The organism is [Actinomadura] parvosata subsp. kistnae, assembly GCF_900323885.1.
Classification (GTDB): Bacteria; Actinomycetota; Actinomycetes; order Streptosporangiales; family Streptosporangiaceae; genus Nonomuraea; species Nonomuraea composti.
In genome coordinates this window covers 2,111,981-2,138,429 of record NZ_OOHJ01000018.1, presented here as the reverse complement: position 1 = coordinate 2,138,429, position 26,449 = coordinate 2,111,981, and the positions used below count along the sequence as shown (strand labels likewise).

At 70.9% G+C, this 26,449-nt stretch carries 26 protein-coding genes; 14 read left to right on the top strand and 12 right to left on the bottom strand.

Annotated features, from left to right (window positions below):
* The first annotated feature begins 28 nt into the window (after nt 1-28).
* Nucleotides 29-3,271 carry an ATP-binding protein gene (locus KIS93_RS29880; protein WP_080044510.1) on the top strand — a complete coding sequence of 1,081 codons (3,243 nt, stop codon included), beginning with the start codon at nt 29-31 and terminating at the stop codon, nt 3,269-3,271.
* Between the two features lie 172 nt (nt 3,272-3,443).
* Here the strand turns inward: KIS93_RS29880 and KIS93_RS29875 are convergent, their stop codons facing one another.
* Nucleotides 3,444-4,247 (bottom strand): hypothetical protein, encoded by an 804-nt coding sequence (locus KIS93_RS29875; RefSeq protein ID WP_155128910.1) that lies wholly within the window; start codon nt 4,245-4,247, stop codon nt 3,444-3,446.
* A gap of 715 nt (nt 4,248-4,962) precedes the next feature.
* Between KIS93_RS29875 and KIS93_RS29870 the strand changes: the two genes are divergently transcribed.
* Nucleotides 4,963-5,214, top strand: a complete 252-nt coding sequence (locus KIS93_RS29870) for a hypothetical protein (RefSeq protein ID WP_155128912.1) — start codon at nt 4,963-4,965, stop codon at nt 5,212-5,214.
* A gap of 6 nt (nt 5,215-5,220) precedes the next feature.
* Here the strand turns inward: KIS93_RS29870 and KIS93_RS29865 are convergent, their stop codons facing one another.
* The 8 genes from KIS93_RS29865 to KIS93_RS29830 all read right to left on the bottom strand — a co-directional run bounded on the left by KIS93_RS29865 (nt 5,221) and on the right by KIS93_RS29830 (nt 13,202).
* The gene (locus KIS93_RS29865) at nt 5,221-6,741 is read right to left on the bottom strand and encodes an RICIN domain-containing protein (RefSeq protein ID WP_080044512.1); all 1,521 of its coding nucleotides are present in this window, start codon (nt 6,739-6,741) and stop codon (nt 5,221-5,223) included.
* Between the two features lie 51 nt (nt 6,742-6,792).
* Nucleotides 6,793-6,948 (bottom strand): hypothetical protein, encoded by a 156-nt coding sequence (locus KIS93_RS29860; protein WP_155128914.1) that lies wholly within the window; start codon nt 6,946-6,948, stop codon nt 6,793-6,795.
* 171 nt (nt 6,949-7,119) lie between these two features.
* Entirely contained in the window at nt 7,120-7,959 is an 840-nt protein-coding gene (locus tag KIS93_RS29855; protein ID WP_080044513.1) for an ABC transporter permease, read from the bottom strand.
* 58 nt (nt 7,960-8,017) lie between these two features.
* Entirely contained in the window at nt 8,018-8,989 is a 972-nt protein-coding gene (locus tag KIS93_RS29850) for an ATP-binding cassette domain-containing protein (RefSeq protein ID WP_080044514.1), read from the bottom strand.
* 14 nt (nt 8,990-9,003) lie between these two features.
* Complete coding sequence (locus tag KIS93_RS29845) at nt 9,004-9,666, bottom strand: NADPH-dependent FMN reductase (protein ID WP_080044515.1); 663 nt, start codon at nt 9,664-9,666, stop codon at nt 9,004-9,006.
* Between the two features lie 112 nt (nt 9,667-9,778).
* On the bottom strand, nt 9,779-11,203 hold the full coding sequence (locus tag KIS93_RS29840; RefSeq protein ID WP_080044516.1) for a sensor histidine kinase: 1,425 nt from the start codon (nt 11,201-11,203) through the stop codon (nt 9,779-9,781).
* On the bottom strand, nt 11,200-11,940 hold the full coding sequence (locus tag KIS93_RS29835) for a response regulator transcription factor (RefSeq protein WP_080044517.1): 741 nt from the start codon (nt 11,938-11,940) through the stop codon (nt 11,200-11,202). The genes KIS93_RS29840 and KIS93_RS29835 overlap by 4 nt, the downstream gene beginning before the upstream one ends.
* A 158-nt stretch (nt 11,941-12,098) precedes the next feature.
* Nucleotides 12,099-13,202, bottom strand: coding sequence for a trypsin-like serine peptidase (locus tag KIS93_RS29830; protein WP_168014901.1), 1,104 nt, complete (start codon nt 13,200-13,202; stop codon nt 12,099-12,101).
* A gap of 398 nt (nt 13,203-13,600) precedes the next feature.
* Here KIS93_RS29830 and KIS93_RS29825 point away from each other — a divergent pair, with 398 nt between their 5' ends.
* From KIS93_RS29825 to KIS93_RS29815, 3 genes are all read left to right on the top strand, one after another.
* The gene (locus tag KIS93_RS29825) at nt 13,601-14,098 is read left to right on the top strand and encodes a hypothetical protein (RefSeq protein ID WP_080044518.1); all 498 of its coding nucleotides are present in this window, start codon (nt 13,601-13,603) and stop codon (nt 14,096-14,098) included.
* Nucleotides 14,099-14,265: 167 nt separating this feature from the next.
* A complete protein-coding gene (locus KIS93_RS29820) occupies nt 14,266-14,700 on the top strand; it encodes a GNAT family N-acetyltransferase (RefSeq protein WP_230465736.1) in 435 nt (144 codons plus the stop codon).
* Between the two features lie 214 nt (nt 14,701-14,914).
* Nucleotides 14,915-16,300, top strand: a complete 1,386-nt coding sequence (locus KIS93_RS29815) for a PLL family lectin (protein ID WP_080044519.1) — start codon at nt 14,915-14,917, stop codon at nt 16,298-16,300.
* A 68-nt stretch (nt 16,301-16,368) separates the two neighbouring features.
* Here KIS93_RS29815 and KIS93_RS29810 read toward each other — a convergent pair whose 3' ends face one another.
* On the bottom strand, nt 16,369-17,703 hold the full coding sequence (locus KIS93_RS29810) for a hypothetical protein (protein ID WP_080044520.1): 1,335 nt from the start codon (nt 17,701-17,703) through the stop codon (nt 16,369-16,371).
* 242 nt (nt 17,704-17,945) lie between these two features.
* Here KIS93_RS29810 and KIS93_RS29805 point away from each other — a divergent pair, with 242 nt between their 5' ends.
* The 5 genes from KIS93_RS29805 to KIS93_RS29790 all read left to right on the top strand — a co-directional run bounded on the left by KIS93_RS29805 (nt 17,946) and on the right by KIS93_RS29790 (nt 20,287).
* Nucleotides 17,946-18,287, top strand: a complete 342-nt coding sequence (locus KIS93_RS29805; protein ID WP_080044521.1) for a hypothetical protein — start codon at nt 17,946-17,948, stop codon at nt 18,285-18,287.
* Nucleotides 18,288-18,350: 63 nt separating this feature from the next.
* Entirely contained in the window at nt 18,351-18,608 is a 258-nt protein-coding gene (locus tag KIS93_RS29800; RefSeq protein WP_230465737.1) for a hypothetical protein, read from the top strand.
* Between the two features lie 82 nt (nt 18,609-18,690).
* Complete coding sequence (locus KIS93_RS67660; protein ID WP_222107659.1) at nt 18,691-19,086, top strand: FAD-dependent monooxygenase; 396 nt, start codon at nt 18,691-18,693, stop codon at nt 19,084-19,086.
* The gene (locus KIS93_RS29795) at nt 19,083-19,865 is read left to right on the top strand and encodes an FAD-dependent monooxygenase (protein WP_222107658.1); all 783 of its coding nucleotides are present in this window, start codon (nt 19,083-19,085) and stop codon (nt 19,863-19,865) included. Before KIS93_RS67660 ends, KIS93_RS29795 begins: the two co-directional genes overlap by 4 nt.
* A gap of 80 nt (nt 19,866-19,945) precedes the next feature.
* Nucleotides 19,946-20,287 (top strand): chorismate mutase, encoded by a 342-nt coding sequence (locus tag KIS93_RS29790; RefSeq protein WP_230465738.1) that lies wholly within the window; start codon nt 19,946-19,948, stop codon nt 20,285-20,287.
* 4 nt (nt 20,288-20,291) lie between these two features.
* Here KIS93_RS29790 and KIS93_RS29785 read toward each other — a convergent pair whose 3' ends face one another.
* Nucleotides 20,292-21,371 carry a trypsin-like serine peptidase gene (locus KIS93_RS29785; RefSeq protein WP_080044524.1) on the bottom strand — a complete coding sequence of 360 codons (1,080 nt, stop codon included), beginning with the start codon at nt 21,369-21,371 and terminating at the stop codon, nt 20,292-20,294.
* A gap of 323 nt (nt 21,372-21,694) precedes the next feature.
* Between KIS93_RS29785 and KIS93_RS29780 the strand changes: the two genes are divergently transcribed.
* Nucleotides 21,695-22,315: a hypothetical protein gene (locus KIS93_RS29780; protein ID WP_080044525.1), complete on the top strand. Its 621-nt coding sequence runs from the start codon at nt 21,695-21,697 to the stop codon at nt 22,313-22,315.
* 330 nt (nt 22,316-22,645) lie between these two features.
* Here KIS93_RS29780 and KIS93_RS29775 read toward each other — a convergent pair whose 3' ends face one another.
* Nucleotides 22,646-23,848: a serine hydrolase domain-containing protein gene (locus KIS93_RS29775; RefSeq protein ID WP_155128918.1), complete on the bottom strand. Its 1,203-nt coding sequence runs from the start codon at nt 23,846-23,848 to the stop codon at nt 22,646-22,648.
* 164 nt (nt 23,849-24,012) lie between these two features.
* Here KIS93_RS29775 and KIS93_RS29770 point away from each other — a divergent pair, with 164 nt between their 5' ends.
* Genes KIS93_RS29770 through KIS93_RS29760 form a run of 3 tightly spaced genes read left to right on the top strand, consistent with a single transcriptional unit; the run spans nt 24,013 to nt 26,443 of the window.
* Entirely contained in the window at nt 24,013-24,591 is a 579-nt protein-coding gene (locus KIS93_RS29770) for a hypothetical protein (RefSeq protein WP_155128920.1), read from the top strand.
* A 23-nt stretch (nt 24,592-24,614) separates the two neighbouring features.
* On the top strand, nt 24,615-25,775 hold the full coding sequence (locus KIS93_RS29765; RefSeq protein ID WP_080044527.1) for a sensor histidine kinase: 1,161 nt from the start codon (nt 24,615-24,617) through the stop codon (nt 25,773-25,775).
* The gene (locus KIS93_RS29760; RefSeq protein WP_080047426.1) at nt 25,772-26,443 is read left to right on the top strand and encodes a response regulator; all 672 of its coding nucleotides are present in this window, start codon (nt 25,772-25,774) and stop codon (nt 26,441-26,443) included. Before KIS93_RS29765 ends, KIS93_RS29760 begins: the two co-directional genes overlap by 4 nt.
* Nucleotides 26,444-26,449 lie beyond the last annotated feature (6 nt).

Below are 26,449 nucleotides of genomic sequence, written 5' to 3'. Positions count from 1 at the left end.
CGGCCCCGTTGGCTAGCGTGCAAGCGTCATGCCTAGCGACGCCGCGGCCCACGAGCTCATCGGCAGGGAGCACCCCGCCGCGCTGCTGCGTGCCGAGATCACCAGGCTCATCGACAGCCACGGCGGCCTGGTGCTGGTCACCGGCGAGGCCGGCATCGGCAAGACCACGCTCGTCACCAGCGCGGTGGGCGAGGCCAGGCGGCGCGGCGCGCTGGTGGTGGGCGGCGCCTGCTGGGACGCCGGCGGCGCGCCGGGCTACTGGCCGTGGGTGCAGGTCATCCGGGCACTGCGGCGCACCGCCGAGCCGGAGGAGTGGGCGGCGGCGGAGGAGGCGACCGGCGGCAGCCTGACCACCCTCCTGGGCGAGGCCCGCGCCACCCCCGAGCCGTCCGACGCCTTCCGGGTGTTCGACGCGGTCACCTCCGCGCTGGTCACGATCGCGCAGCGGCGCCCTCTCGTCGTCGTCATCGACGACCTGCACGCCGCCGACCCGGCCTCGCTGCGGCTGCTGGAGTTCGCGGCCCGGCAGACGTGGTTCGAGCGGCTGCTGCTCGTCGGCACCTACCGCGACGCCGAGGTGGAGCCGGTCGAGCACCCGCTGCGCGACCTGCTGTCGCCGCTCGTGGCCAAGGCCACCACGATCACGCTCACCGGCCTCGACCGGGCGGGCGTGGCCGCGCTCATGGCCCGCACCGCCGGCCACGACCCGCCGCCCGACCTGGTGGACGAAGTGCACGTCCGCACGGGCGGCAACCCGTTCTTCGTCGAGCAGACCTCCCGGCTGTGGCGCAGCGGCGGCTCGGCCGGCGCCGTCGCCCCCGGCGTGCGCGACGCGCTGCTGCGGCGCCTGTCGCTGCTGCCGCGCCAGGTGGCCGAGCTGCTGCCCGCGGCGGCGGTGCTGGGGCGCGAGTTCCACCGCCAGGTGCTCGCCGCCGCCATCGCCGCCCCCGTCGCGCACGTCGACCGGCTGCTGGAGCTCGCGGTGGTGGCCAAGCTCATCGTGACGAAGGGCGGCGGCGTGTTCGCGTTCGCGCACGACCTCGTCCGCGAGACGCTCTACGACTCCCTCGACGACCCGCGCGACCGGCACGCCGCCGTCGTCACCGCCGTCCGCGGCTCACCCGCGCTCGCCGGGCGGCTGCCGCCCAGCGACCTGGCCAGGCACGCCTACCTGGCCGGCGACCGGCTCGACCCCGACCTGGCCATCGACCTGCTGCTCGACGCCGCCCGCGAGGCCAGGGGGCGGTTCGCGACGGAGGAGCAGGTCGCGCACCTGCGCAGGGCGTACGAACGCAGCGCCGCCGCGAGCCCGCGACGGCGCGGCCTCATCGCGCTCGACCTGGGCAGGGAGCTGCACCACGACGGGGAGCGCGCGGCGGCCAGGCGGCTGTTCGAGGAGGCCGCCGCCATCGCCCGCGACACCGACGACCCCGAGCTGCCCGCCCGCGTCGCGCTGGTCTTCCACCGCCACTACGGCCGAGACCAGGCCCTCGACCTCCTCAGAGCCGCCCACCGCGAACTCGTGCGCGGCGACGGGTCGGCGGGAGGCGGCACTGCGCCGTCCGACGAGGGGCCGGCGGGCGACGGTGCCGGGCCGTCCGGTGAGGGGCTCGCCATGGCCCTGGTGCTCCACCTCGCCACGCGGGCCAGGCAGGGCGGCGACGACGACGCGCTCGCGTTCAGCCTGTGGGCGCACCACGACATCATCTGGGGGCCGGGCACAGCGGCCGAGCGGGTGGCGCTCACCGGCGAGCTGATCGCCGTGGCCCGCCGCACCTCCGACCCCGACCTCGAACACTTCGCCGCCGCCCTGCACTGGGTCGCCATGATCGAGCAGGGCGACCCGCGTTACCTCGCCGAGTTCCGCGCCTACGCCGACCGGGGCCGACGCAGCGAGCGCCCGCACCTCGTCATGGCCACGAACGTCGACGCCAGCATCATCGCCGGCCTCGAAGGCCGCTTCGCCGAGGCCGAGTCCCTGCTGGAGGCCGTTCATCCGGAGGCCAGGCACGAGCATTTCACGTTCATGCTCAAGCACCACGAGTGGGCGCTGATGGCGTTGCGCGGCCTGACCGACGGGCAGGAGCGGCTGCTGCGCGAGCTCAGAGGCTCCGCCCACCCGTGCGTGCCGCTGCTGGAGGCCCTGACCGCGCTGCACGCGGGCGACCTCGACACCGCGCTGCGCCACCTCGACGACGAGGAGCCCGCCGACCGCGTGATCCAGCCGGTCTGGCTGCGCTTCCAGGCCGAGCTGGCCGTGCTCACGCAAGACCCGGAGCTGTGCGCCCGCGTCCGCGCCCGGCTGGTGCCGCACCGGGGGCAGTGGGTGGTGTCGCTGTTCGGCTGGGAGATCAGCGGGCCGTACGACCTGTGGCTCGGCCGCGTGGACGCCGCCCTCGAACGCTGGACGGAGGCCGTCGACGAGCTCACCGCCGCCTGGCGCTCGGCCGACGCCATGGGGGCACGGCCGTGGTCCGTCCTCGCCCGTACGCACCTGGCCGAGACCCTGCTCGCACGGGGTGCGCCCGGCGACGCGGAGAGGGCCCGCGAGCTGCTTGAGGAGGTGCGACGGGAGGCGGAGCACCTGGGCATGCGCCAGGTCCTCGACTACGCCCGGCGCGCCACCGCCCGCCCACCGGTCGCTTCCGAGAGCACGGGCGGGGACCAGCGGCCTGGCACCAGAGAGGCGCCCGGTCATACGGGCGGGGCGGCGTCTGCCAACGGCGGCGGGGAGTTCCGGCGCGACGGTGCGGTCTGGGCGCTGGCCTTCGCCGGCCGCCTCGCCCACCTGCCCGACGCGAAGGGCCTGCGCGACCTGCACACCCTCCTCGCCCACCCCGGCGACGACCTACCGGCCGTGACCCTGCTGGCCCCCGAAGCGGGCGAGGCGGTCGTGGCGGCCCGCCGCATGGGCGGCGACGAGGTGCTCGACGACGAGGCCAAGGCCCGCTACCGCCGCCACCTCGCACGGCTGGACGAGGAGATCGACCGCGCCACCGCCCGGGGCGACGACGACCGGGCGGCACGGCTCGACGAGGAACGCGCCGCGCTCCTGGCCGAGCTGCGGGCGGCGGCGGGCCTGGCCGGCCGTACGCGCAGGCTGGGCGACGAGGCGGAGCGCGCCCGCAAAACCGTCACGGCCCGCATCCGCGACACCCTCCGCAAGCTCGACCACGCCCACCCGGAGCTGGCCGCCCACCTGCGCGCCTCCGTCTCGACCGGCTCCACCTGCCGCTACCAGCCCCAGGAGAAGATCATCTGGCGCCTCTGAAAACCGTGAGGTTCGCCAGGACGGCGGCCAGTCCAAGCCCATGACGATGAACATCATCTACCGAGGATGGGGAGAGCCCATCAAAATCACAGCGCTGCCCAAGCACTTCATCACCGAAGACTGGTGATGACTACATTCGGGACGACACGATCGACATCAGCAGTTATCGGGCTCAAACATGCGGCTCGTTGCTGGAAGAATCGTGCGCCTGGGAATTCTCTGCGCTCGGAGCAGATCGAGCGGGAATGAGTTTTGCAGTCTGTAGTGCCTTGTAAACGGTGCCGCGAGCAAGTCCAGTAAGTCGACTTATGTGGCGTATGTTCTTTTCGCCGGAGAAGTAGAGATCTACCGCTAGTTGTTTTCGCGTTTCGATGGACGCTCCCGACTCTTTCGCTTCGAGTGTCCGCACGATCAGCGCCTTGCGGTTGACATCGTTCGGCTCCAGATCGTCCAGTGGAGCATCGGGGACGACCTCGGCGGCGGCGGGAGTCACTCCCATGGTTGATACAAGGCCCGCTAACAACTCGAGAATGCTCACCTTTCTGCCGTCTGCGGTCTTCTCCGGCTTCATGCCCAGATGGAGCATTAGGAAATAGGCCAGAGATGATGAAGCCTCGCAGACGTCAGTGTATATCCACGTTCCGGACATCTCTGCAATATCTGCGCAAAACCCTTGTACTTCCCATACGCTTATCAGGACGTCCTCGATCGTCTTGTGTGTGTTCACGGTGCGCGCATGATCGTTTCCGTTTCGGTCTCGGTACGAAACTTCCAACTTCTCCCTGACCTGCCGAAATGCGATGAATCTGTAGTATCTCAGGGCAACCGGAAAAGCGTCACGATAGATCTCGAGACAGTGCACGCGTACGTCGGTCGCGGCATCGAGGGCATGTCTATCATTGAGGGATAAATCGGACGCGTTGCGGGCGGCAAAGATCCGTGCGCGGCATCGATCGATATCGTCCACATTGATCACGTTGCGCCTCCTTCTTGGGTGGTAAAACGTGGTCAGCATACAGAGTCCTCGGAGGGTGTCCACGCTTGAACATGTTGTGTTTGAACATAACCCCGGCAGGTGGGTATGGATCTCTTATTCTCAAGCGCATTAATCGTCATCCAAGAGTGGTGAAGCTCTACCGAAAGGCTGAATACCGGCCCTGGCATGCATTGTGATCAACCTCTAGCTTGAGTGCAGCACGGCGCTCGGTCGGGTGTCGCGCACAACTCGTATCAGGAAGGCAAACCAGATGCCAGAAGAGGAGGCTGACTGGCGAAAGCTGGTCGCGAAAGAAATCGGGCGGACGGTGCGGACCGCAATCGGAAGTAGGACCCGCACCGTCCACCTCTGCGTCCTGTTGATCGCATTCGCGCTAGCTGGCTCGCTAGTGCTTGCGGTCTACACGACAACAGCAGGCTAGTCGGAACCGCTGGCGAGGGCTAGGCTTTCGGCATTCGAATGAGTGCCTGCGGCCTGGTCCTTTCCGGTATGCCGGTCTGAAGCTCCGGCGCCCGAGATCTAGGGCCGCCGTACGTGAGAGCCGGCCCTGGAATGAACCTTTCATCACCTCAGCGGTATTCGCCCTGCTCACCGCATTCATGCAGTGACGGATCTTGCCGGGGTGGCGGGCCGCGTCGTCCAATGCACGGTGATCGCATTCCACGCCATCCGGCCCTTCACGAGGGGAGAACTGGTGCGTCGCAAAGTCACCGCCTTAGCCCTGCTCGCGGTCACCGCCCTGGCGCCTGCCGTGGCCACGACCACGCCGGCGCATGCCGCGTCCGAGCTCAAGATGGTCTACAGCTACCTGCCGTACGACACCTGCATCGCCTTCGGCCAGTCGGGTCAGCAGACCGGCCGCTGGCAGACCTGGTGGTGCAGCACCCACTACCCGCAGACCTACCCGGGTTACTACACCTACGACCTGTGGGCGTACGTGAACTGACGCTGTTCAGTGCGGGTCGCGCAGGCTGACGGCCGGGTGGACGGGCGTGTCCGGCGGTCGCAGCCACTCGGGGGTGCGCCACTGCTGGACGTTCGACCAGGTGCAGGGACTCATGGACAGCGTGGCGAAGTCGGGCTCCAGTTGCAGGCACAGGCCGGTGGCGGCGTGCTTGATCTCCCAGTACAGCCAGTCGTTCCTGGGTGAGCGGTAGGTGAGGCGCCAGAGCTGGCCGGGGCCGCCGGTGCAGGGCTCGCGGACGGGCCGGCGTGGTGCGGGGGAGACGCCCAGGCAGGTCCCCATGATCTTCATTTCGTAGGAGCCCCGGATGTCGCGCCGGTAGGTGAAGGACTGGTTGGCCCGGCCGTGACAGCCCCAGGTGATCAGCTCCGGCATGCCGACGGCGGCGTCCAGGCAGACCCCGTTCTGCGCGCTGGCGACCGAGCTGCCGAACCCGGACGGCATGCGACCGGTGGCCAGCCAGCGTTGCGCCGGCCTGCCCGCGGTGCAGGCGCGCAGGACCAGCGGGGCACCCTCGTCGATGGAGCCCCGGTCGGGCTCGACGCACAGCCCGCCCTGCGCGATGCCACCGTCGCCGGTGAGCCGCCAGAGCTGCTCCGGCGAGTCGCCGCAGGCGGCGTCGGTGAGGTAGCCGCCCTCTGTGAGGTCGCGGGCCTCGCGGGTCAGGCAGCGGCGGCTCTGCCGGTTCCGGAGCCGGTACAGGTAGGAGCCGTCGTACTCGTCCGGAACGAGGTCCCACCGGTACATCGCGGCGGGGCTCTTGCTGATGACCGACGGGCCGAGCTTCGCACGCGGAGGGGCGGTCTCCGACCCGGTCACCGCCAGGTACCGGCCCGGGGCGTACTGGGAGAGGACGATCTGGTTCGGCCGGTAGAGCGAGCCCCGGATGCGCTTCTCCGCGTACGACACGTACCCCAGGAAACCGCCCGTCGCGAGCACGACCACCACGGTCACGAACGCCATCAACCTGACGGCCCGCCTGGGCACCGGCGGCGCCGGATCGACCAGCCCCCGGTACGCCGCCAGCCACGCGTCCACCACGGCGGCATCGCGCACGTCGTGCACCGCGAGGAAGGCGCGAATGATCGGCTCGGCCCGCCCGGCGTCGAGCAGCCAGCGCGTGCCCTTGTCCTTCTGCGTGACCAGCTCCAGCTCCGCCCGCCCGACCTCCAGCCCGAGCTCGGCGGCCCGCCGCTCCAGCTCCGCGAAACGCGGCCCGCCCGCGTCCTCCCGCAGCTTCTTCAACAGCCCCTTGTACGCCTCCAGATCCACCGCCCCGAACGGCTCGGCCGCCCTCGCCCGCCGCGCTTTGACGTAGTCGCGCAGGGGCGGGACGGCGCAGGCCAGGCAGGAGAAGAGCAGGGCGGGCGGGACGTGGGCGGGGTTCAGCTCGGGCTCGCCGTCGGTGGCGAAGTTGAGGAAGATGCCCGCCCCCGTGGTGAGCAGGGCGGTGAGGCCGCCGGCCAGGGCGATCTCCAGGGCCGGCTCGCGTACGTGCCTGCGCCGCATCCGCCCTCCGCATGCCACTGTGGGTTATGGATGCTAACGGAGGGTGCACATTCAGTGCCAGGCCCCCTGGACGAGCCGCACCTCCTCAAGGCTTCCCTCGGCGACCCGCCGCGAGACCTCCTCCCACTCGCGCACCACCCGCCGGCCGCCTCCGGGGACCAGCGGCCAGTCCGCGCGGTGGTACCACTTGCAGACCGCCGTGACCACCAGTCCCGCGTCCAGCGCTTCGTGGAGGAACGGCTCTACGTACAGGACGTTCTGCCAGGTGTCGGCGGAGCGGTCCTCGCTGCGGATCGCGCCGTGATCGAGGAACCGGCCTCGATGTCGACGAACGCGGTGATCGTGCGCATTCGATCGGAAGTCGGGTGTAAGGGGCCATTATTTGCGGTTGTAGAGGCGCATCGTCAGGGTGCCGAAGACGGCCACCAGGACTGCTGACGACACCAGGACCCAGGTGATCTCGCCCACGTCCGGGGTGCCGCCCATCAACGAGCGGACCGAGGTGACCAGGTGGGAGATGGGGCTGGCGTTGACGAAGACCTGGAGCCAGCCGGGCATGGTGGAGGGGTCGACGTAGACGTTGCTGAGGAAGGTGAGGGGCATCATGACGAGCATGCTGACGCCCATCACCGACTTCTCGTTGCGCATGAGCAGGCCGAACATCGTCCACACCCACGAGAACGCGAAGGAGAACACCAGCAGCAGGGCGATGCCGAGGGCGACGCCGGTAAGGCCGCCCTGGGGGCGGAAGCCGAGGAGGAGGCCGATCAGGAGGATGACGGTGGAGGCCATGAAGTAGCGCAGGACGTCGCCGAGCAGGTAGCCGACCATCGTGGACGGGCGCCAGATGGGCAGGGTGCGGAAGCGGTCGAAGACGCCCTTTTCGATGTCCTTGTTGACCTCCACGCCCGTGTACATGGTGATCATCACGACGCTCGTCACCATGATGCCGGGCAGCAGGAACTGCAGGTATTCGGTGGGGGAGCCGGCCAGGGCGCCGCCGAAGAGGTACGTGAACATCAGCGTCATCATGATCGGGAACGCCGTCACGTCGAAGAGCTGCTCGGGGACGTGCTTGATCTTCAGCATGGCGCGCCAGCCGAACGTCATCGAGGCCGACCAGGCGCTGGGGCGCGGGGGTCTGGCGGCCGGGGCGAGGACCGAGGCGAGGGTTTCGGCGGCGGGGGAGTAGGTGGTCTCAGCGGTGGTGGTGCTCATGCCGCGGTCTCCTGGGTGACGGTGGTTACGGTGGTGGAGGCGGTGGAGGCAATGGTGGTCATGCCGCGGCCTCCTCAGGGGTGGCGGGGTGGTCGGTGAGGGCGAGGAAGACCTCGTCCAGGCTGGGCTGGCCGAGGGAGAAGTCGTCGACGACGATGCCGGCCTCGGCCAGGCGGCCGAGCGCGCGGGCGGCCTGGGCGGACTCGTCGCCGGCGCCGGTGACGCGGGCGGTCAGCGCCACCGGGTCCGCCTCCAGGTGGACGGGCGTGTCCAGGGTTTCGGCGAGCAGGCGCGCGGCCTCCGGGCGGGCGGAGGCGTCGCGGAGGCGGACGTGGACGGAGCCGGAGCCGACGGACGACTTCAGCTCGCCGGGCGTGCCCTCGGCGATGACCCTGCCGTGGTCGATGACGGCGATGCGCTGCGCGAGCCGGTCGGCCTCCTCCAGGTACTGGGTGGTGAGCAGGACGGTGGTGCCGTGGGCGACGACGACGCGGACGATGTCCCAGACCTGGTTGCGGCTGCGCGGGTCGAGGCCGGTGGTGGGCTCGTCGAGGAAGAGCAGGTCGGGGGTGTTGAGGATGCTGGCCGCGATGTCGATGCGCCGCCGCATGCCCCCCGAGTACGTCTTGACCTGCCGCCCCGCCGCCTCCGTCAGCCCGAACGCCTCCAGCAGTTCGGCCGCCCGTTCGCGGGCCGCCGGTTTGCGGTGGCCGAGGAGGCGGGCGAGCAGGACGAGGTTCTCGGAGCCGGTCATCTCCTCGTCCACGGAGGCGTACTGGCCGGTCAGGCTGACGCGGGAGCGTACGGCGTCGGCCTCGCGCACCACGTCGTGCCCGAACACGGTCGCCTCGCCGCCATCGGGGCGCAGCAGAGTGGCGAGCATGCGTACGGCGGTCGTCTTGCCCGCGCCGTTGGGCCCGAGCACCCCGTACACGGCGCCGGCCGGCACGGACAGGTCGAGGCCGTCCACGGCGCGCGTGTCGCCGAAGACCTTGACCAGGCCGGAGGTGTGGATGGCCGGTTCTGACATGGATGGTCCCTTCATCAGACGTAGGGCTGGGTGCGGCGTCCCGCGCGCAGCGTGCGGCCCCACCAGGTGAGCTGGTCGAGCAGGGCGGCGACGGCGCGCAGGCGGTCGTCGGTGTCGAGGGGGCGGCGGCTCGCGCCGTCGGTGCCCGGGCCGAGCGGGTCGATGCCCGGGCCGAGCGGGTCGGTGCCCGTACCGAGCGGGTCGGTGCCCGTACCGAGCGGGTCGAGGCCGGCGGCGTCGAGCAGGTCGAGGCCGACCCAGTCGCGCATGGTGACGGCGTGCAGGGCGGTGAAGACGGTGCGGAGCTGCTCGACGGCGTAGTGGCCGCAGGAGCCGGAGCCGTAGGCGACGATGCCGACGGGCTTGGCCTGCCACTCGTCATAGGCGAAGTCGATCGCCTGCTTGAGCGAGGCGGGGAAGCTGCGGTGGTATTCGGGGGTGACGACGACGAAGGCGTCCGCGCCGGAGACGGCATCGGCCCACTGGCGCATGGACGGCGTGCTGTGCTGCGGGTAGCAGGCGGGGAAGGCGTAGGCGGCCAGGTCCACCACCTCGACGGCGAGGTCGTCGCGGCGGCGGGCGTGGCCGGTGAACCAGGTGCCGACCGTGTCGCAGACGCGGCCCGCGCGGGTGCTGCCGATGATCACCGCGACGTGCAACGGTTCCGTGGTCGTCATGGTGTCACCCCCTTCACAGAAGGAGGCGCTAGATCGCCCGCTAGATCGGATCTAGCGGGGCGGGCAGGTGCAGGGCGGGCAGCTACAGGGCAGGCAGCTACAGGGCAGGCAGCTACAGGGCAGGCAGGGCAGGCAGGTGCAGGGTGAAGACGGTGTTGCCCGGCTCGCTGGTCACCTCCACCCGCCCGTCGTGCGCCGCCGCGACCGCCGAGACGATGGCCAGGCCGAGCCCGCTGCCCCCGGCCAGCCGCGAGCGCGAGCCGTCGCCCCGCGCGAACCGGCCGAACACGTGCGGCAGCACGTCGGGCGGGATGCCGGGCCCGTTGTCGGCCACCCGCACGCTCACCTGACCGGGGGCCAGCAGCACGGTGGTGGTGACGGTGGTGCCGGGCGGGGTGTGGGTGCGGGCGTTGGCGAGCAGGTTGGTGACGACCTGGTGCAGGCGGTCGGCGTCGCCGACGACGAGGGCGGGCTGGTCGGGCAGGCTGACGAGCCAGCGGTGGCCGGGCGCGGCGGCGTACGCGTCGCTGATGGCGTTGACCACGAGCGGCGAGAGGTCCAGTTCGAGCCGGTCCAGGGGGCGGCCGGCGTCCAGCCGGGCGAGCAGCAGCAGGTCTTCGACGAGCGTGGTCATGCGGCCGGCCTCGGAGCGGATGCGGCCGAGCGCGTGCGCCGTCTGGGGGCCGTGCGGCTCGCCGCTGCGGCCGGTGAGCTGCGCGTAGCCGACGATCGAGGCGAGCGGGGTGCGCAGCTCGTGGCTGGCGTCGGCGATGAACTGCCGCAGCCGCGTCTCGCTCTCGTGCCGGACGGCGAAGGCCGTCTCGACGTGCCCGAGCATCCGGTTGAACGCGCCGCCGACCTGCCCGACCTCGGTACGCGGGTCGGTGTCCACGTCGGGCACCCGGGCCAGCCGAACGGCGTCGCCGGTGGCGAGGGGCAGCTCCGACACGCGGGCGGCGGTGGCGGCGAGCCGGCCGAGGGGGCGGACGGCCCGGCGGACGAGCAGCGTGCACGCGATCGCCATCAGCGCGACCCCGGCGAGGGTTACGGCGGCTTCCACGACGATGAGCCTGGTCAGCGTGGTGCGCATGCCGGTGAGCGGCAGCCCGACGACGAGCGTGTCGCCGTCCCTGGTGGGCGCGCCGACCATCCGGTAGTCGCCGAGCGGCCCCAGGTTGACGGTCATGGGCTCGCCGGTGACGGCGGCGACGGCGGGCGGCGCGGGCACGTCCTGGACGGACCCGGGGTCGGTGAGCACGGCGGCTCGCCGGATCACGCCCTGCCGCACCCGCGCGCCGAACGTCTCCATCGCCTGCCCGGGGGTGAGCAGGAACGACACCTCCCCGGCCGACGGGGGCTGATTGCTCGGCCCGGCCGTACGGGTGGAGCGGTGGGCGGCGGAGTACACCTGGACGTCGAGCCGGTCGGTGAGGAAGTCCTGGAGGAACAGGGTCGTCGCGGTGGCGATGACGGCCGAGACGACGGCCAGCAGCGCGATCGACGAGACCACGAGCTTGGTCTCCAGGGACATGGTCATCCGGCCGGCCGCAGCGTGTACCCCACTCCGCGCACCGTGTGGATCATGGGCTTGCGCTGGGCGTCGATCTTGCGGCGCAGGTAGGAGATGTACAGCTCGACCACGTTGCTCTGGCCGCCGAAGTCGTAGGCCCACACCCGGTCGAGGATCTGCGCCTTGCTGAGCACCCGTCCCGGGTTGTGCATGAGGAAGCGCAGCAGCTCGAACTCGGTCGGCGTGAGCCGGATCTCCTTGCCGGCCCGCCGCACCTCGTGGGTCTCCTGGTCGAGGGTGAGGTCGCCGACGACGAGGGCGGCGTCGGGCCTGGTGTGCGCGGCGCCGGAGCGGCGCAGCAGGCCGCGCAGCCTGATGACGACCTCCTCCAGGCTGAACGGCTTGGTGACGTAGTCGTCGGCGCCCGCGCGCAGGCCGATCAGCCGGTCCTGCACCGAGTCCCGCGCGGTCAGGAACAGGATCGGCACGCCCGGCAGCACCGCACGCAGCCGGGGCAGGAGCTCGATGCCGTCCATGTCGGGAAGCATGATGTCGAGGACGATCGCGTCGGGACGGAACCCGCGGGCGGCCCTGATGGCCTCGCTGCCGTTGTACGCGCAGCGGACGTCCCAGGACTCCTGGCGCATGACCATCGACAGGAGCTCCGTCAGGGACGGCTCGTCGTCCACGACGAGGATGTTGATCGAGCTGCCGTCGGGCCGGCGCACGGGCTCGGACCGGTGGTTCGCGCTGGTCGTGTGCATAGTCGTGACGATGGCGTCCCTGGATGAGTGTTTGATGAAGGACTGCCTGTGAATACTCTGTGAGCTGCGCGGAAGGGCCCGGCACGGCGGCCGGGCCCTTCCTATCCCTTTAAGACGCAGTCGGAGCTACCCAGAGCCCATCCCCCTTCCCTTGTTCGTTACACCAGCTTCCCGGACCAGACCGCGGCGGCGGCCGTGTAGACGCTGTAGGTCTCGCCGTCGAAGTACGGCGAGCTGATGTAGTCCACGCGGTCGTTCTCGTCCTGGTCGTAGAAGCTGCTCGTGACGCCGTTGAGGTAGCCGACCCGCTTGGAGCTGTTGTACTTGAGCAGCCACGGGCCGCCGTCCGCGCCGGCGGTCATGGAGCACTTCAGGCCGACGTGCTCCTCGATCTTCTTGGCGGCCGAGCCCACGGTCTTGGCCGTGGTCGTGCCGTAGCACCACTTCGGCGTCACACCCGTGAACGGCTTGTTGCCATCGGGGTGCGCGGCCTGCGGATAGCCGAAGACGTAGTGCGCCTTCTTCAGCGGCTGGTTCCAGGCGATGCCCTGGCCGCCGACGTTGTCGCCCAGGCGGCCGGCGTCCTCGACCTCGATCGAGCCGCGGTGCCGCTTGGAGTCGGTGTCCTTCGAGATCGTCACGCCGTTGTAGACGGAGACGAACGCGTAGTCACGGTCGTAGTCCTCGTAGACGCTGTAGTCGTAGTGGACGAACGCCTGCTTGCCGACGTAGATGCCCCACGGGGCCTTGCCCTGGTAGTAGCCGGGCACGAAGACCCAGTTGTCCATGAGCTGCTCGTCGTTGGCGGTGTCGTACACGCAGTGGCCGGCGGTGGCCACGAGGTTGGCGTACTTGCCCTGGATCGACGAGGCCGAGCACCAGTGCTTCTCGCCGTCCTGGTCGACGAAGAAGACCTTGCCGATGGTCTTCGGCAGGTTGACGTTCTTCGACTTGGAGGTGGAGGTGGTGGTGCCGGTCGGCGCGACCGAGCCCGCCTTGGTGTCGGCGGTGGCGGTGCCGGTGGACTTCAGCTTGTCGACCTTGGTCGTGTCCTCCTCGACGTAGGTGGCGGCTTCGAGCGCGGCCCCGTTGTTCTCGAACCAGAACTGGGCGATCGCCTTGGCGTTGGCGGCGCTGACGCTCTCGGACGACTTCCAGTGCGGGTTGGCCGTCGCCTGCGCGGAGCCGGCCAGCGAGGCGCCGAGCAGGGCCGCCGCGGCGAGCCCGCCGCCGATGGGGGCGAGGGTGTGCTTGATCTTCAAGGGATTTCTCCTTGTTCGTCGCGGGAACGCGCTGAGCGTTCGGTGCGTCTATGGGGCAGGAACGTATCCCTCTTGACTGCGCCTTTATGTCCCCTTTGTCCGGATTTAGCTGGCGCACAGACTCCCGTGATCTTCCCGTGATCATCGAGAAGATCGTCTTTAGGGACGCGTTTCGCAAGGCGGGCGCGGAACCTGATGAAAAATCCGATAAAAGCCTGAGAAAAGCGTGTGAGAACCTATGTGTTGCAGATCACTAGGTCTCTGAGCTGCGCTTACCTGATTCATAAGCTCGTGACAGGGCTTTCTCAGGTTCGGTCGGCAGAGTGCTGGGCGTGGATGACCTTCGGGGCTGAATTCAGAGGTTCGGCCAGGTCCGTCCAGGATTGGAATCATTACCAGTGCGCTTCGCCAAGCCCTTCACCGTGACCCTCGCCAGCGCGGCCCTCATCGCCCTGCCCTTCGCCGGCTCCGCCCTCGCGGACGGCGCCCGGCCGCAGCCCGCCCCCACCGCCAAGGCCCCGCACGCGGAGCCGGCCCAGCAGGTGCGCAAGGACGACAAGCACAAGGACGCAAGGCGCCAGGCGATCTCCCTCAAGGTGGCCGTCAACCCGAGCCGCGTGCGCGCCGGCTCCTCCTATGGCGTGACGATCCTCGTCCGGGGCCTGTCCTCCGGCACCGCCGTCGTCACCAGCCCCGAGGGCAAGAGCTACCGGGTCTCCCTCTCGGACGGCCGCGCCACCAAGAAGCTCACCGTCCCGTCGAGGACGCGGGCGGGCAGCAAGACCGTCACCGTCAAGGTCGGCAACAAGACCGCCACGGCCGACTTCACCGTCGTCGCCCCCAAGGAGCCCCAGAGGCAGGACCGCGACGACCGCCGCCACGACGGCCGCAAGTAGCCGGTAGGAGGTGGGCGGGGCGCGATCGCCGCGGCGACGCTTCCTGCTGGGCCGGGCGCAATCGCCGCGGCGGCGCCCCTGGCGGGCCGGGCGTGATCGCCGCGGCGGCGCCGCCTGGTGGCCTCGCCCGGCGTGGCCCCCCGCCCCACCTCCTACGCTTGCCTCTCGTGGACATTCGCCCCAGAACCCCCGCAGACCTGCCCGCCTGCGTCGAAGCGCTCGCCGCCGTCCAGACCGCCGACCGCTACCCCGTGAACTGGCCGGACGACCCGGGCGCCTGGCTGACCCCGGACGGCATGACCACCGCCTGGCTGGCGATCGAGGCGGACGCGGTGCTCGGCCACGTGGCGATCACCCGGGACCTGGAGCTCACCCGCCTGTTCGTCACCCCCGCCGCGCGGGGCCGCGGCGTGGCCGCCCGCCTCCTCGACGCGGCCCGCGCCTCGACCCCGCTGCCGCTGAAGCTGGAGGTCTCCTCCGAGGGGCACGCCGCCATCAGGTTCTACGAGCGCCTGGGCTGGCGCAGGGTCGGCAGCAGCCGCGCGACCTGGCTGAACGCGGCAGGCGAGCCGGCCCTGCTGCACCACTACGTGAGCCCCTAGACCCCGATGTTCGCCTGCCGCCCCGCGTGCGCGCGCGTGAAGGCGGAGCCGCCGACGCGCAGGCGTGCGAGCACACCGTGGAGAGACACCTGAGCGGGTGGCGCGTAAAGGAAGGCGGGGCTTTACTCGGAGCAATCCAGCCTTAGAGTAACCGTATCAGCACTCCTGGTTACGATGGCGAAGTTCGTGCATCCATCACTCCAGGGGGCGGAAAATGACCGATGAGACGCAGGCCCAGAAGACAAGGGTCAACGGGGCGGAAGAGAGCGTGCTCGGTACCGAGGCCGCGCTGCTGCACGCGCAGGACGACCCGGTGGCCTCGGCCGCCGTGGACGAGGCCGTCGAGACCGAGCTGCTCGAGGAGACCGGGGCGGTCGACGCCCGCAGGGAGAGCGAGCGGCAGATCGCCGAGCTCAGCTCCAAGGAGCAGGAGCGCGTGCGCGGCATCCAGCGCGAGCTGCGCACCATGGGCGCCGAGGTGTGGCCGGTGTCCAGGTGGTGGGGCTACGAGATCCACCTCAACGAGTCGGCCGCGCTCCTGGCCGCCGAGATCCCGCAGCTCATCGGGCAGGTGTCGAGCGCGGTGCTGGGCTCCTGGCTGGCTCCGCTCATCGAGCGCGGCGTGCGCGCCAAGGCCGAGTGGATCGCCTCGATCGCCCGCCCGTACGGGGTCAAGCTGGCCTCGCCGTGGACGGCGCCCGGCACGCTGATCCCGGCCCGCCAGAGCGGCGGCGACACCAGCCTGTACTGGACGGTCCACGAGCCGGGCGACGGCTGGAGCCCCGACCAGCGGTTCGTCGACCACTTCAGCGTGTCGGGCCCGGCCCTGGCCGAGTTCCAGGACCGGCTGTTCCTCGCGCACCGGGGCACCGACGGCGACTCCAGCCTGTGGTGGACGTTCTACGACGCCGAGCAGGGCTGGAACGACGACGCCCTGTTCCCCCGCCACTTCAGCGCCGCGGCTCCGGCGCTGGCCGCCTACGACGGGCGGCTCTACTGCGTGCACCGGGGCAGCGGCGGCGACACGGCGCTGTGGTGGGCGCGCTGGGACGGCTCGTACTGGAGCTCCGACCAGCGGCTGCCGCAGCACTTCAGCGAGAGCGCGCCGTCGCTGGCGGCCTACGACGGGCAGCTCTACTGCGTGCACCGCGGCGCCGGCGGCGACCAGGCGCTGTGGTGGACCCGCTGGGACGGCTCCACCTGGAGCCCCGACGAGCGGCTGCCGCAGCACTTCAGCGCCTCGAACCCGGCGCTGGCCGTCTACCGCGGCCACCTCTACTGCGTGCACCGCGGCGCCGGCAACGACACGGCGCTGTGGTGGACGCGCTGGGACGGCTCCCGCTGGAGCCCCGACCAGAAGCTGCCCGGCCACCACGCCACCGAGGGCCCGGCCCTGACCGTCTACAAGGACCGGCTCTACTGCGTGCACCGCGGCGCCGCCGACCAGAGCCTGTGGTGGAGCAGCTTCAACGGCTCCGGCTGGACCGCCGACGAGCGGCTGCCGCACCACTTCAGCGCCGAGGGCCCGGCCATCATCGCCTACCGCGACAAGAACGCCACCCACGACCAGCTCCTGTGCGTGCACCGGGGAATCCGCTAGACACGGCGAACGCCGGCTCGCGAGATCCGCGAGCCGGCGTTCTCATGCCGGCATTTCCTACCCTCGGATCACCAGCCGGCGAGCTGCTCCAGGAACCACTCGATCAGCGGCCGGGAGACCGAGGTGTGCTCGGTGTTGGTCGCGTCGCAGCAGAACCGGTCGAGGAACGTCTCGTCCTTCGGCAGGTCGCTGAGGTCCAGGTACAGGTCCTCCTGCCACTGGAACGGGTCCCTGGCCAGCGCGACCGCGCTGACGGCGGGCACGAACGCGCTCGACCTGAACCGGTCCTGGATCGGCAGCCCGACCGCGTCGGCGAGCCGGCCCCACGAGTCGAGCGTGCCGCCCGGCGCCCCGTCGAACGCGCGTACGTGCGAGGTGGCGCTGGTCCACACCGGCGCGCCGAAGCGGACGGTGCCGATGTTCTGCAGCTCGCCGCCGTCCGGCTGGATGCGGGCGGTGAGCTGCAGCGCCTCGTGCTGCAGGTCGAAGACCGGCGTGCCGGGCGGCAGGTCGGGGCCGGCGCCGTTGCCGGTGCCGTTGGCCAGGCCCAGCTTGTACGGGCGCATCGGGAACCAGCCCACCCGGCGCAGGTCGTCCAGGAACTCCCGGCGCAGCGGGCTGGAGGTGGTGACCGGGCCGGAGTAGTCGGCGCTGTCGACCCAGCCCCACAGGAGCTGCTGCGCGGCCGGGCTGCGGATCAGCTCGGCCTGCCCCGGCCCGCCGGAGCGCGGGGCCAGCGCCTCGTGCAGGTAGGCGAGCTGCTGGAGCACCAGCGGGATCCACGCGCCGAGGTGCGGCGCGTCGTAGGAGAAGTACTTGTCGGTCTGGTGGTCGACGCGCTCGTTCTCCATGCGGGCCAGCGCGTAGCGGGTGACGATGCCGCCCATGCTGGCGCCGCCGACGACCAGCGGGGTGTCGCCCCGCCGCTCCTCGATGGCGCGCAGCACGGCGGTGACCGCCACGGCGGCGTTGGCCTGGATCGCGATGTGCCGCTGGTCGAAGCCCAGCAGGACGACGTCGATGCCCATCGACCTGAGCTGGTCGAGGAAGCCGGGCACGCCCTGCTGGTAGGGCTGGTTGAAGTGCCGCCACAGCGCGTCCAGGTCGCTCGGCCCGTAGTTGAAGCCGTCGGCCAGGATCAGCGGCCTGGTCAGGGCGTCGTGCCCCTCCGCGAGGTGCACGGCCGCGCGGCCGGTGGCCGTCTGGCCCTGGTGCGGCCGGTCGCCGACCAGGTCCCAGACCTGGTCGGCGGGGCGGGCGTCGCCCTGCCGCTGCGGCGGGGTGGCGAACCAGACCCCTTGCTGCCCGAGCGCGTCGGCGATCCGCTCGACCTGCTCGGCCGTCAGGCTGCTCTCGATGCCGGAGGCTCTGGTCTCGACGTCGATTCTCGGTTCCTGCGCCATGCTCGATCCTCTCGCTTTGCTGAGGGGCCGCTGGGGCCACTGAGCACACCATACGGTCACTCTCCGTGATTGCCCGGGAACGAAACGTAGTGGTATTTCCGCAGGTCAACGGCGATGACGTGACAGCCCGCGAGCACGGGGCAGAGGGCACGGACGACGACTTCCGAGCGAGGCGACGAGCCCTTCCGGACGGGCCTTTCCGAACGGGCCCTTCCGGACCGGGCACTTCTGGAGGCGAGCCGATGAGAGACCGCGACGACGACGAGTTCTTCGCCCCCGTGCTGCGGGAGCCGCCGCCTCCCCGGCAGGAGGACGTGAGCGACACCGGCGTGCCGGGGGTGCCCGGCGCGGGCCGCGGGCAGTGGGCGGAGCAGCCGCCGCCCTCCAACCGGCTCGGCCTGCGCCTGCTCGCCGCCGGGCTGGCGCTGCTCGCCGGGGTGGTGCTGACCGTGCTGGCGCTGCTCGCCGGCCGGCCGCCGCTGGCGATCCCGCCCGCGCTGGTGGCGCTGGCCGCCGCCGTCTACCTGGTCGTGACCGGCGTCCGCCGGGCCCGCTCGAACGGTGGCCCGCCGGTCTTCGGCTGAGGTTTCACCCCTCCCACGTGGGTAAACGGCCTGCGGGGGCAAGCACGAACGCGAGGAGCTGCCATGTCCGCCATGATGCTGGTCGACCGGGAATGTGTCCGCCGGTTGCTGGACTCCGAGCACCCGGACGCCACGCTGGTCTTCGTACGGGGAGACTGCGTGGTCCTGCCCGCCGCCGACGTCGACGACGCCCACAAGGGCCTGGTCATCGCCCGGCGCGACGAGGTGGTGGCCCAGCTCCCCGAGGGCGCCCCGACCGACGGGATGCTCGACGACCTGGCCGTCCGGCTGGACAACATCGTCCGCGACCTGGGCGCCTGACCGCGGGGCTCCGCGCAGGTGACCGGGCGGCTCCCGGCCGCCCTGAGAACGGGGCTTGCGCATTTGTCGATCTTGATGTCGGATGCGCAGCATGCGGGAGAACGTCGAGGTCGTCATCATCGGAGCGGGGCCGGCCGGCCTCACCCTGGCCAACCTGCTCCAGCGCGCCGGCATCGGCTGCGTCGTGCTGGAGCGGCAGAGCCGGTCGTACGTGGAGCAGCGGCAGCGCGCGGGCGTGCTGGAGCACGACGGCGCCCGCGTCTTCGAGGAGTGGGGGCTGGGCGAGAGCGTGCTGTCCGGCACGTCCAGCGACGGCAGGCTGGAGATCCGCCTCGACGGCCGGCCGCGCCTCTTCGACGTGGCCGCGCTCACCGACGGCCGGGCGGGCCGGGTCGTGCCGCAGCAGGTCCTGGTCCAGCGCCTCATCGCGACGTTCCTGGAGGGCGGGGCGACCTGCGCTTCGACGCCGCCGAGGTGACCCCGCACGGCCTCGACGGCCCCACGCCGGCCGTCACCTACACGGACGCGGACGGCGGCCGGCACGAGATCGCGTGCGCGTACGTCGCCGGCTGCGACGGCTTCCACGGCGTCAGCCGCGCCAGCATCCCCGAGGGCGCGCTGACCACCTACACCTATGACCACGGCGTCGCCTGGCTGACCGTGCTGGCCGACGCGCTGCCGCCGCGCCACGCGCTCTTCGGCATCCACCCGGCCGGCTTCGCCGCCCAGTTCGCCAGGGGCCCCAGGGCCAGCCGCTTCTACCTGGAGTGCGGGACGGCCGACAGCCTCGACGAGTGGGGCGACGAGCGGATCTGGGAGCAGTTACGGCTGCGGCTCGGCGACCCCGACCTGCCGACGGGGCCCATCACGGAGAAGCTGTTCGTGGAGATGCGCTGCTTCGTCGCCGACCCCATGAGCTACGGCCGGCTCTTCCTCGTCGGTGACGCCGCGCACATCATCACCCCCATGGGCGGCAAGGGCATGAACCTGGCCATCGCCGACGCGAACGTGCTGGCCGGAAGCCTGCGTGCGGCGCTGCGCGAGGGCGACGAGGGGCCGCTGGCGGCGTACTCGGAGACGTGCCTGAAGCGGGTGTGGGACCACCAGGAGTTCTCCCGGTGGATGCACGAGATGATGCACGAGGCCGGGAACGTGACGCTGGCCGGGCCGTTCCGGCGGCAGCTCGCGCGGGCGCGGCTGGAGCGGCTGTTCGCCTCCGACGCCGCGGCCCGGGCGTTCGCCGATCTCATGGCGTGAAACGGAGTAGGCGTCGAATGTCCCTTTTCTGCTAATATTTCGCCTCTTGGAGCTTGGCTGAGTCAAGGGGGCGTATTTTCGTGGAAAAGACCAATGAAAATCAGCCTGATGAGGAAATGTTCGTCCGTAAGGAGCTGCAGCGGCTCCGCGACAGCATCGACAACCTCGACGCCGCCCTTGTCCACCTGCTCGCCGAGCGTTTCAAGTGCACCCAGGAAGTCGGCCGGCTCAAGGCCGAATACCAGCTTCCGCCGGCCGATCCGGCGCGCGAGGCGGCCCAGATCCGCCGCCTGCGCGCGCTCGCCGAGGAATCCAAGCTCGACCCGGTCTTCGCCGAGCGGTTCCTGAACTTCATCATCGCCGAGGTCGTCCGGCACCACGAGCTGATCGCCAGCAACCACGCGGCGGCCAAGCGCGACTGACCGGTCAGAGGGCGTCGGTGTTCTGCGCCGCCCGGTAGACGGCCATGGCCTCGTCGCCGAAGAACGGGCCGAACATGAAGTTCGGGGCGAAGTTGTAGGTGAAGCTGTTGACCGAGTTCAGCCAGCCGAGGCCGGTCGACTCGTCGAAGTTCTGGAACCACGGCCCGCCGCTCGACCCGCCCGTCATGTTGCAGCGCAGCCCCTGGTCGCGGGTCATCACCGTGTCGTTGAACGCGCGCCCGCTGCAGTAGATCAGCCTCGACCCGTCGAACGGCTCGGCCGCCGGATAGCCGAAGGCGAACATCTGCCGCTGCCTGGCCTGGTTGAAGGCGATGCCCTGCCCGCCGACGACGTCCGTCAGCGTGCGCCCGTCGAGCGGCGCCACGACGACGGCGGCCATGTCGAAGTTGATGTCCTCGCGGGCGTTCCACTGCTGGGTGGTGAGCATCGTGCTGGCCACCCACGTGCCGAACGGACGCCGCCCGTTGTCGAAGGCCGGCACGAACACCCAGTTCCTGTGCGCGGCCCCGTTGAGCTTCACGCAGTGCCCCGCCGTGATCACGACGCTCTCGTTCGCGCTGGTCACGGCCGAGCCGGAGCAGGAGGCGTTGCCGCCCTCGGCGGTGGTGAAGAAGACCCGGCCGGTGGTGCGCACGACCGCGCCGCCGTCCGTCCACCGCAGCCCTGGGCTGTTGGGGATGAGGGACTGCCGCGCGGTGGTGACCGGGGCGGTGCCGCCGACCGACCACGAGGCCCCGCGGGTGGTCCACGGGCTGCGGCGGGTGGTGGCGGACGAGCCGCCCCGGGTGGCCCACGGGTCGCCCTCGGACGGGCCGCGCGACTGGGTGCGCCGGGGTGCGGGCGCGTCGAGGGGCTGCGCGGCGAGCATGCGCTGCGCGGTCCAGTACTGCGCGACCGTCCTGCGCTCCGCCTGTGAGTCCGCGGCGGCCCAGCTCACGGGCCTGGGGCCGAGCCCGTTCGTGGCGTCGGCCGCCGCGGCGCCCGCCTGCGCGGCGCCCGCCGGTACGAGGGTGCCGGCCAGGGCGAACGCGATGGCGGAGAGCAGGCTGACTCTGCGGTGCATGAAGTACCTCCCGTAACCCGGAATCTGCCGTAGGGAGGTACGTACGGAAGGCGCCATCTTCCTCAACGCCTACGAAACGGATATATCGCCATCACGCTGCGAAGTCGCCATATCGCGGACCGTCACATATCGGAGAAAGGGGATTGCTTTGCCCAATGGCCGTCCGATATTGGCGCTCTTTCACCGGCTCTTTCCCAGTACGGGAAATTCGGATTCGGCGTGGCGTTGTCATCTCGCTCGTGCCAACTGTAAGCATCGTACCGGTCTGGCGACTATGGGTCGCATTCCGAAAGGAACGGTAAATGCTCACCCCAATGAGAACAATGGCGAAGCCCGTCGCGCGCGGCATTCTCGCGGCCGTACTGGCCGTCACCATGGCGCCGGCGGCCAGCGCGGGCGACAAGGACGACGGTCCTGACCACCACAAGTTCGACCACGGCTTCGTCGACCATCACGATGACGGCGACGACGGCCGCAACTGCCGGCCGCGGACGTTCTTCCGGATCCACCAGATGTCGCCGCGGAACTTCTTCGTGCCCCGCACCCGCTACATCGACGGCCCCGGCGGCTCGATGACGGTGTCCGTCACCCGCGAGCACGAGGTCACCGCCTTCCTGGAGACGGAGAACGAGGCCCAGAAGGTCATCGACAAGGACGACGTCATCTTCAACCTGCGCCGGCTGGGCCTGCCGCACCTCGAAGAGCGGCACATGGTCTACAGCGGGCACGAGTACACGCAGGAGATCAGCGACGGCATGTACGGCAACATGTGGTACCGGGTCTTCGGTTACCGCGTGGGCTGGTCGGCCTGGAACGTCCTCGGCACGTGCGCGCATGTCAAGATCTCGGCGGGCATCGCCAACGTGCCCTCGCGCGTGGAGGGCTGGCGCTACTGGGAGACCAAGCACCCGATGTTCAAGCGCCGCAAGCTGTCCAACAAGTAGAACGAAATCCCAGGTCAGAAGGGTTTCGGCGGCCATTCGCGGGTAGGGTTGCGGGTCAGTCCGGCAGCGCCGGGCGCGCAGCCCGTCCGGCGCGCGACCCGCGTTCCGCAAGGGGGAAATCATGGCCGCGATCCAGCGATATCTGGGGTTCATCCCGTTCTTCCGGATTCCCGGCCCGGAGCCGACCTATCCGGGTGGGAACGACAGCGCCGGGGGCGGGCGCGCCCGCAGGCGCCGGCGCCGGCGCCGCTGAGCCCGGCGCCGCCCGAGATGTGAGGGCGCCCACCGACGCCCCACATCTCGCGCGTCTCACGAAACAGCTCGCGCGTCTCACGAGAAGGACGCCATCACGATGCCGAGGGTCCGCTGGTTCTGGCCGGAGCCCTTGGCGTCGAAGGAGCTGACCGAGTAGACCAGGGTCCTCGACAGGTCCCGGGTGGCGCCGATCCCGTTCGCGTAGCCGTAGCGGGCCCCGGTCTTGCCGTACGCGACCAGGCCGCCCGGCAGCACCATCCTGGTCATGCCCGAGGTGTAGGTCGCGGGCTGGTTGCCGCACTCGTCGAACATCGTCACGTCCGGCACCGTGAACATCGGCTCCAGCTGGGCCGGCGGCACGACCTCGCCGGAGAACAGCGCCTTGACGAACTTCTCCAGGTCCGCCGCGGTCGAGATCAGGTCGCCCGACGCCCAGGTGGAGGTGACGCTCGTCCTGGTCATGTCCACCAGATGGTCGTCACCGTAGGCGAAGGAGTTCTCGAAGCCCGCGGGCACGCTCTGGTAGCCCTTCTGGTGCCGGCCCCTGATCGTGGTCGAGGTGCCCGCCAGGTAGCTGTCGCGCATGCCGACCGGGCGCAGGATCCGCTCCGTCACCTCGTGCTCGTACGTCTCACCGGTGACCTTCTCGATCAGCAGGCCGGCCACGAACGTGTTGATGTTCAGGTAGTGCTGCCTGGTGCCCGGCGTGAACTCGATCGGGTTGCGTACGGCCAGGGCCACGTACTCCTCGGGCGTCCACTTCTTGAACCTGGTCTCGTAGACGTAGGAGAAGGAGCCGGGCAGGTCGGGCGCGGGCAGGCCGCTGGTGTGGTTGAGCAGCTGGCCCACCTCGATGTCCGGGTAGGAGTCGGGCAGCAGGCCGGGCAGGTGGTTCTGGACGGTGTCGCGAAGCGACAGCCTGCCCTCGGCGACGAGTTGCAGCACGACCGCGGTGGTGAACATCTTCGTCACGCTGCCCGCCCGGAAGCGGGCCTGGCCCGACGCCTTGCGCCGCGTCTTCAGGTCGGCGACCCCGCTCACGCCCTGCCACGAGCCCTTCGTCCCGCCCACGCGGACCACGGCCGCGGCGGCGTCGCCGGCGGGCAGCCCGGCGATCGATCGGGCCAGCGCCGTCCTGTTGACCGGCGGGAGCACGGCATCGGGGTTCGGCTCGATCACGGCCGGTGGCGGGCAGGACGGGGTGGAGGTGGCCGCCTGGGCGGGGGTTGCGGTGAGGGCGGTGGCGAGGGCCAGGCAGGCGGCCGCGGTCTTAAACATGGGAATCTCTCTCCAAGGTCGGGGGAACGACGGCCATCCTGCTGGGCGGCGCCCCCTTCGCGGATCGCCGACGCGACCCATTTCCTCTCACTCGTGCGAGTGAGCCTCCGAATCCCTCGCACCGGCGATGCCCGGCCCCCCTCTCCAAGGCGAGGATTTCCGGCATGAACCCCCGCTTCGCCTTCATCGCCGCACCCCTGCTCACCTTCACCTACGGGGTGATCCGGATCATCGACGGGCTCGACGGCAGCCGCGGCCCCGGCCCGGCCTGGACGATCGGCCACCTCGCGTTCATGGCGGCCCTCGTCCTGTTCGCCCAGATCTTCTGGCGGCTGCGCGCCATGGCCGGGCGCGGCCCGCTGGCCACGGTCAGCGCGGTGGCCGGGACCGCCGGCATCGCGACCCTGCTCGCGCAGTTCGGGATCGACCTCGTGGCCGGGTTCACGGCCGCCGACCACGACGGGATGGGAGTGATCTTCGACCAGGTGCAGAGCGTGCCCGGGGTGTCCCTCGTCGTCTACGACGGCGGCCCGTTCCTGTTCTACCTGGCCCAGCTCGCGCTCATTCTCCAGCTCGCCGTCATGCGCAGGGTCGGGGCGTGGACGCCGGTGCTGGTGCTGCTCGACCTCGCGCTGCCGTTCGCCGACAAGGACCTCATCCCGCTCGGCGCCCTGTGCCTGCTGATCTCGTTCGTCCCGCTCGCGCGCCGGGCGCCCGCCCGCGTCGCGGTCGCCGCCGCGTGACCCGGCGGGCACAATTGGGGCTTATGTCCGAGTCACGGTTGGTCGTGCGGCTGCGCCGCTGGTACGGCGGGCTGCCCACGATCCTGGTGGACGGCGCACTCGCGGTGCTGGTGCTCCTCGTGCAGCTCTGGCCGCTCCTGTCCCGTGCCAACCCCTACGGCGGGCCCTGGCACTGGTGGGGGTACACCGTCGTGGTCACCTCCGCCGTGCCGCTGGTCTGGCGGCGGCGCGCGCCCGTGCTCGTGCTGCTGGCCGTGTGCCTGCCCACCGGCTTCTACGACCTGGTGGACGAGGTGGCCTCCCAGCCCATCTGGTACACCACGCTGGTGGCCGTCTACACCACGGCCGCCTACTCCAGCAGGTGGAAGCGGTGGATCGCGCTGGCGGTCACGCTCGGCGGCGGCCTGCTCATCGTCGGCTCGGCCGAGTCCGCGCTACGCGGCACGGTGCAGTTCGTCGCCGCGTACGCCATCGGCCGCGCCGCCGCCGCCTCCCGCGCGCACGCCGCCGCGCTGGAGGAACGCGCTCTCCAACTTGCCCGCGAGCGCGAGATCGAGGCCGAGCGGGCCGCCGAGCGCGAGCGCGCCAGGATCGCCCGCGACATGCACGACATCCTCGCCCACGCGGTCAGCGTCATGGTCGTGCAGGCCGAGGCCGGCCCCGTGGCGGTCACCTCGAACCCGGCCAGGGCCGTGGCCGCCTTCGACGCCATCGCCGGCGCCGGGCGCGACGCCATGGACCAGCTCCGCCGCCTGCTCAACGTGCTCAAGGAGGAGGAGGGCCCGCGCGGCCCCCAGCCCACCATCGACGCGCTGCCCGCCCTCGCCGACCAGGTCAGGGGGACCGGCCTGCACGTGACATACTCCACCACGGGCTCGCCGCGGCCGCTGTCGCCCGACACGGGGGTGGCCGCGTACCGCATCACCCAGGAAGCACTCACCAACATCGTCAAGCACGCGGGCGCCACCCGCGCGGACATCGCCCTCACCTGGCAGGACCACGCACTCATGATCGACATCACCGACGACGGCCGCGGCCGGGACCTGGCGCTGCCCTCGGGCGGCAACGGCCTGATCGGCATCCGCGAGCGCGCCACCGCCTGCGGCGGCACCGCCGAGCTCGGGCCGCGCGGCGACGGGCCCGGCTTCCGCGTCCTCGTCCGGCTCCCGCTGGCGGCGTCGTGAGCATCCGCGTGGTCGTGGCGGACGACCAGGAGCTCGTCCGCGCCGGGTTCAGCATGATCCTCGACGCCCAGCCGGACATCGAGGTCGTCGCCGAGGCGGGCGACGGCGTCCAGGCCATCGCCGCCGTCCGCGAGCACCGCCCCGACCTGCTGCTGCTCGACATCCGCATGCCCGTCATGGACGGCATCGAGGCCGCCCGCGCCGTCTGCGCCGACGGCGACTGCCGCGTCCTCATGCTCACCACGTTCGACCTGGACGACTACGTCTACGACGCGCTGCGGGCGGGCGCCAGCGGCTTCCTGCTCAAGGACGTGCGGCGCGACGACCTCGTGCACGCCGTCCGCGTGGTCGCGGCCGGAGAGTCGCTGCTCGCCCCCTCGGTCACCACCAAGCTCATCGCCGACTTCACCTCCCGCGCCGCCCCGCCGCGCCCGCTCGCCCCGCCGTCGGAGCGGCTGGCGGTGCTGACCGGGCGGGAGCAGGAGACGATGCGGATGATGGCCAGGGGGCTGTCCAACGCGGAGATCGCGCAGGAGATGGTGGTCAGCGAGCACACGGTGAAGACGCACGTCAGCAACGTGCTGACCAAGCTGGGCCTGCGGGACCGGGTGCAGGCGGTGATCGCCGCGTACGAGACGGGCCTGATCGTGCCCGGCGACCTGCGTTGAGGTGAA

Excerpts from the sequence above, each read along its gene's own strand:
- KIS93_RS67660 (WP_222107659.1), top strand. The coding sequence starts at position 18,691 with ATGCGCAGCATGCGGGAGAACGTCGAGGTCGTCATCATCGGAGCGGGG.
- KIS93_RS29800 (WP_230465737.1), top strand. The coding sequence starts at position 18,351 with ATGTCCGCCATGATGCTGGTCGACCGGGAATGTGTCCGCCGGTTGCTG.
- KIS93_RS29785 (WP_080044524.1), bottom strand. The coding sequence starts at position 21,371 with ATGCACCGCAGAGTCAGCCTGCTCTCCGCCATCGCGTTCGCCCTGGCC.
- KIS93_RS29810 (WP_080044520.1), bottom strand. The coding sequence starts at position 17,703 with ATGGCGCAGGAACCGAGAATCGACGTCGAGACCAGAGCCTCCGGCATC.
- KIS93_RS29865 (WP_080044512.1), bottom strand. The coding sequence starts at position 6,741 with ATGCGGCGCAGGCACGTACGCGAGCCGGCCCTGGAGATCGCCCTGGCC.
- KIS93_RS29805 (WP_080044521.1), top strand. The coding sequence starts at position 17,946 with ATGAGAGACCGCGACGACGACGAGTTCTTCGCCCCCGTGCTGCGGGAG.
- KIS93_RS29835 (WP_080044517.1), bottom strand. The coding sequence starts at position 11,940 with ATGCACACGACCAGCGCGAACCACCGGTCCGAGCCCGTGCGCCGGCCC.
- KIS93_RS29780 (WP_080044525.1), top strand. The coding sequence starts at position 21,695 with ATGGCGAAGCCCGTCGCGCGCGGCATTCTCGCGGCCGTACTGGCCGTC.
- KIS93_RS29775 (WP_155128918.1), bottom strand. The coding sequence starts at position 23,848 with ATGTTTAAGACCGCGGCCGCCTGCCTGGCCCTCGCCACCGCCCTCACC.
- KIS93_RS29880 (WP_080044510.1), top strand. The coding sequence starts at position 29 with ATGCCTAGCGACGCCGCGGCCCACGAGCTCATCGGCAGGGAGCACCCC.
- KIS93_RS29765 (WP_080044527.1), top strand. The coding sequence starts at position 24,615 with ATGTCCGAGTCACGGTTGGTCGTGCGGCTGCGCCGCTGGTACGGCGGG.
- KIS93_RS29770 (WP_155128920.1), top strand. The coding sequence starts at position 24,013 with ATGAACCCCCGCTTCGCCTTCATCGCCGCACCCCTGCTCACCTTCACC.
- KIS93_RS29850 (WP_080044514.1), bottom strand. The coding sequence starts at position 8,989 with ATGTCAGAACCGGCCATCCACACCTCCGGCCTGGTCAAGGTCTTCGGC.
- KIS93_RS29845 (WP_080044515.1), bottom strand. The coding sequence starts at position 9,666 with ATGACGACCACGGAACCGTTGCACGTCGCGGTGATCATCGGCAGCACC.
- KIS93_RS29840 (WP_080044516.1), bottom strand. The coding sequence starts at position 11,203 with ATGACCATGTCCCTGGAGACCAAGCTCGTGGTCTCGTCGATCGCGCTG.
- KIS93_RS29855 (WP_080044513.1), bottom strand. The coding sequence starts at position 7,959 with ATGAGCACCACCACCGCTGAGACCACCTACTCCCCCGCCGCCGAAACC.
- KIS93_RS29815 (WP_080044519.1), top strand. The coding sequence starts at position 14,915 with ATGACCGATGAGACGCAGGCCCAGAAGACAAGGGTCAACGGGGCGGAA.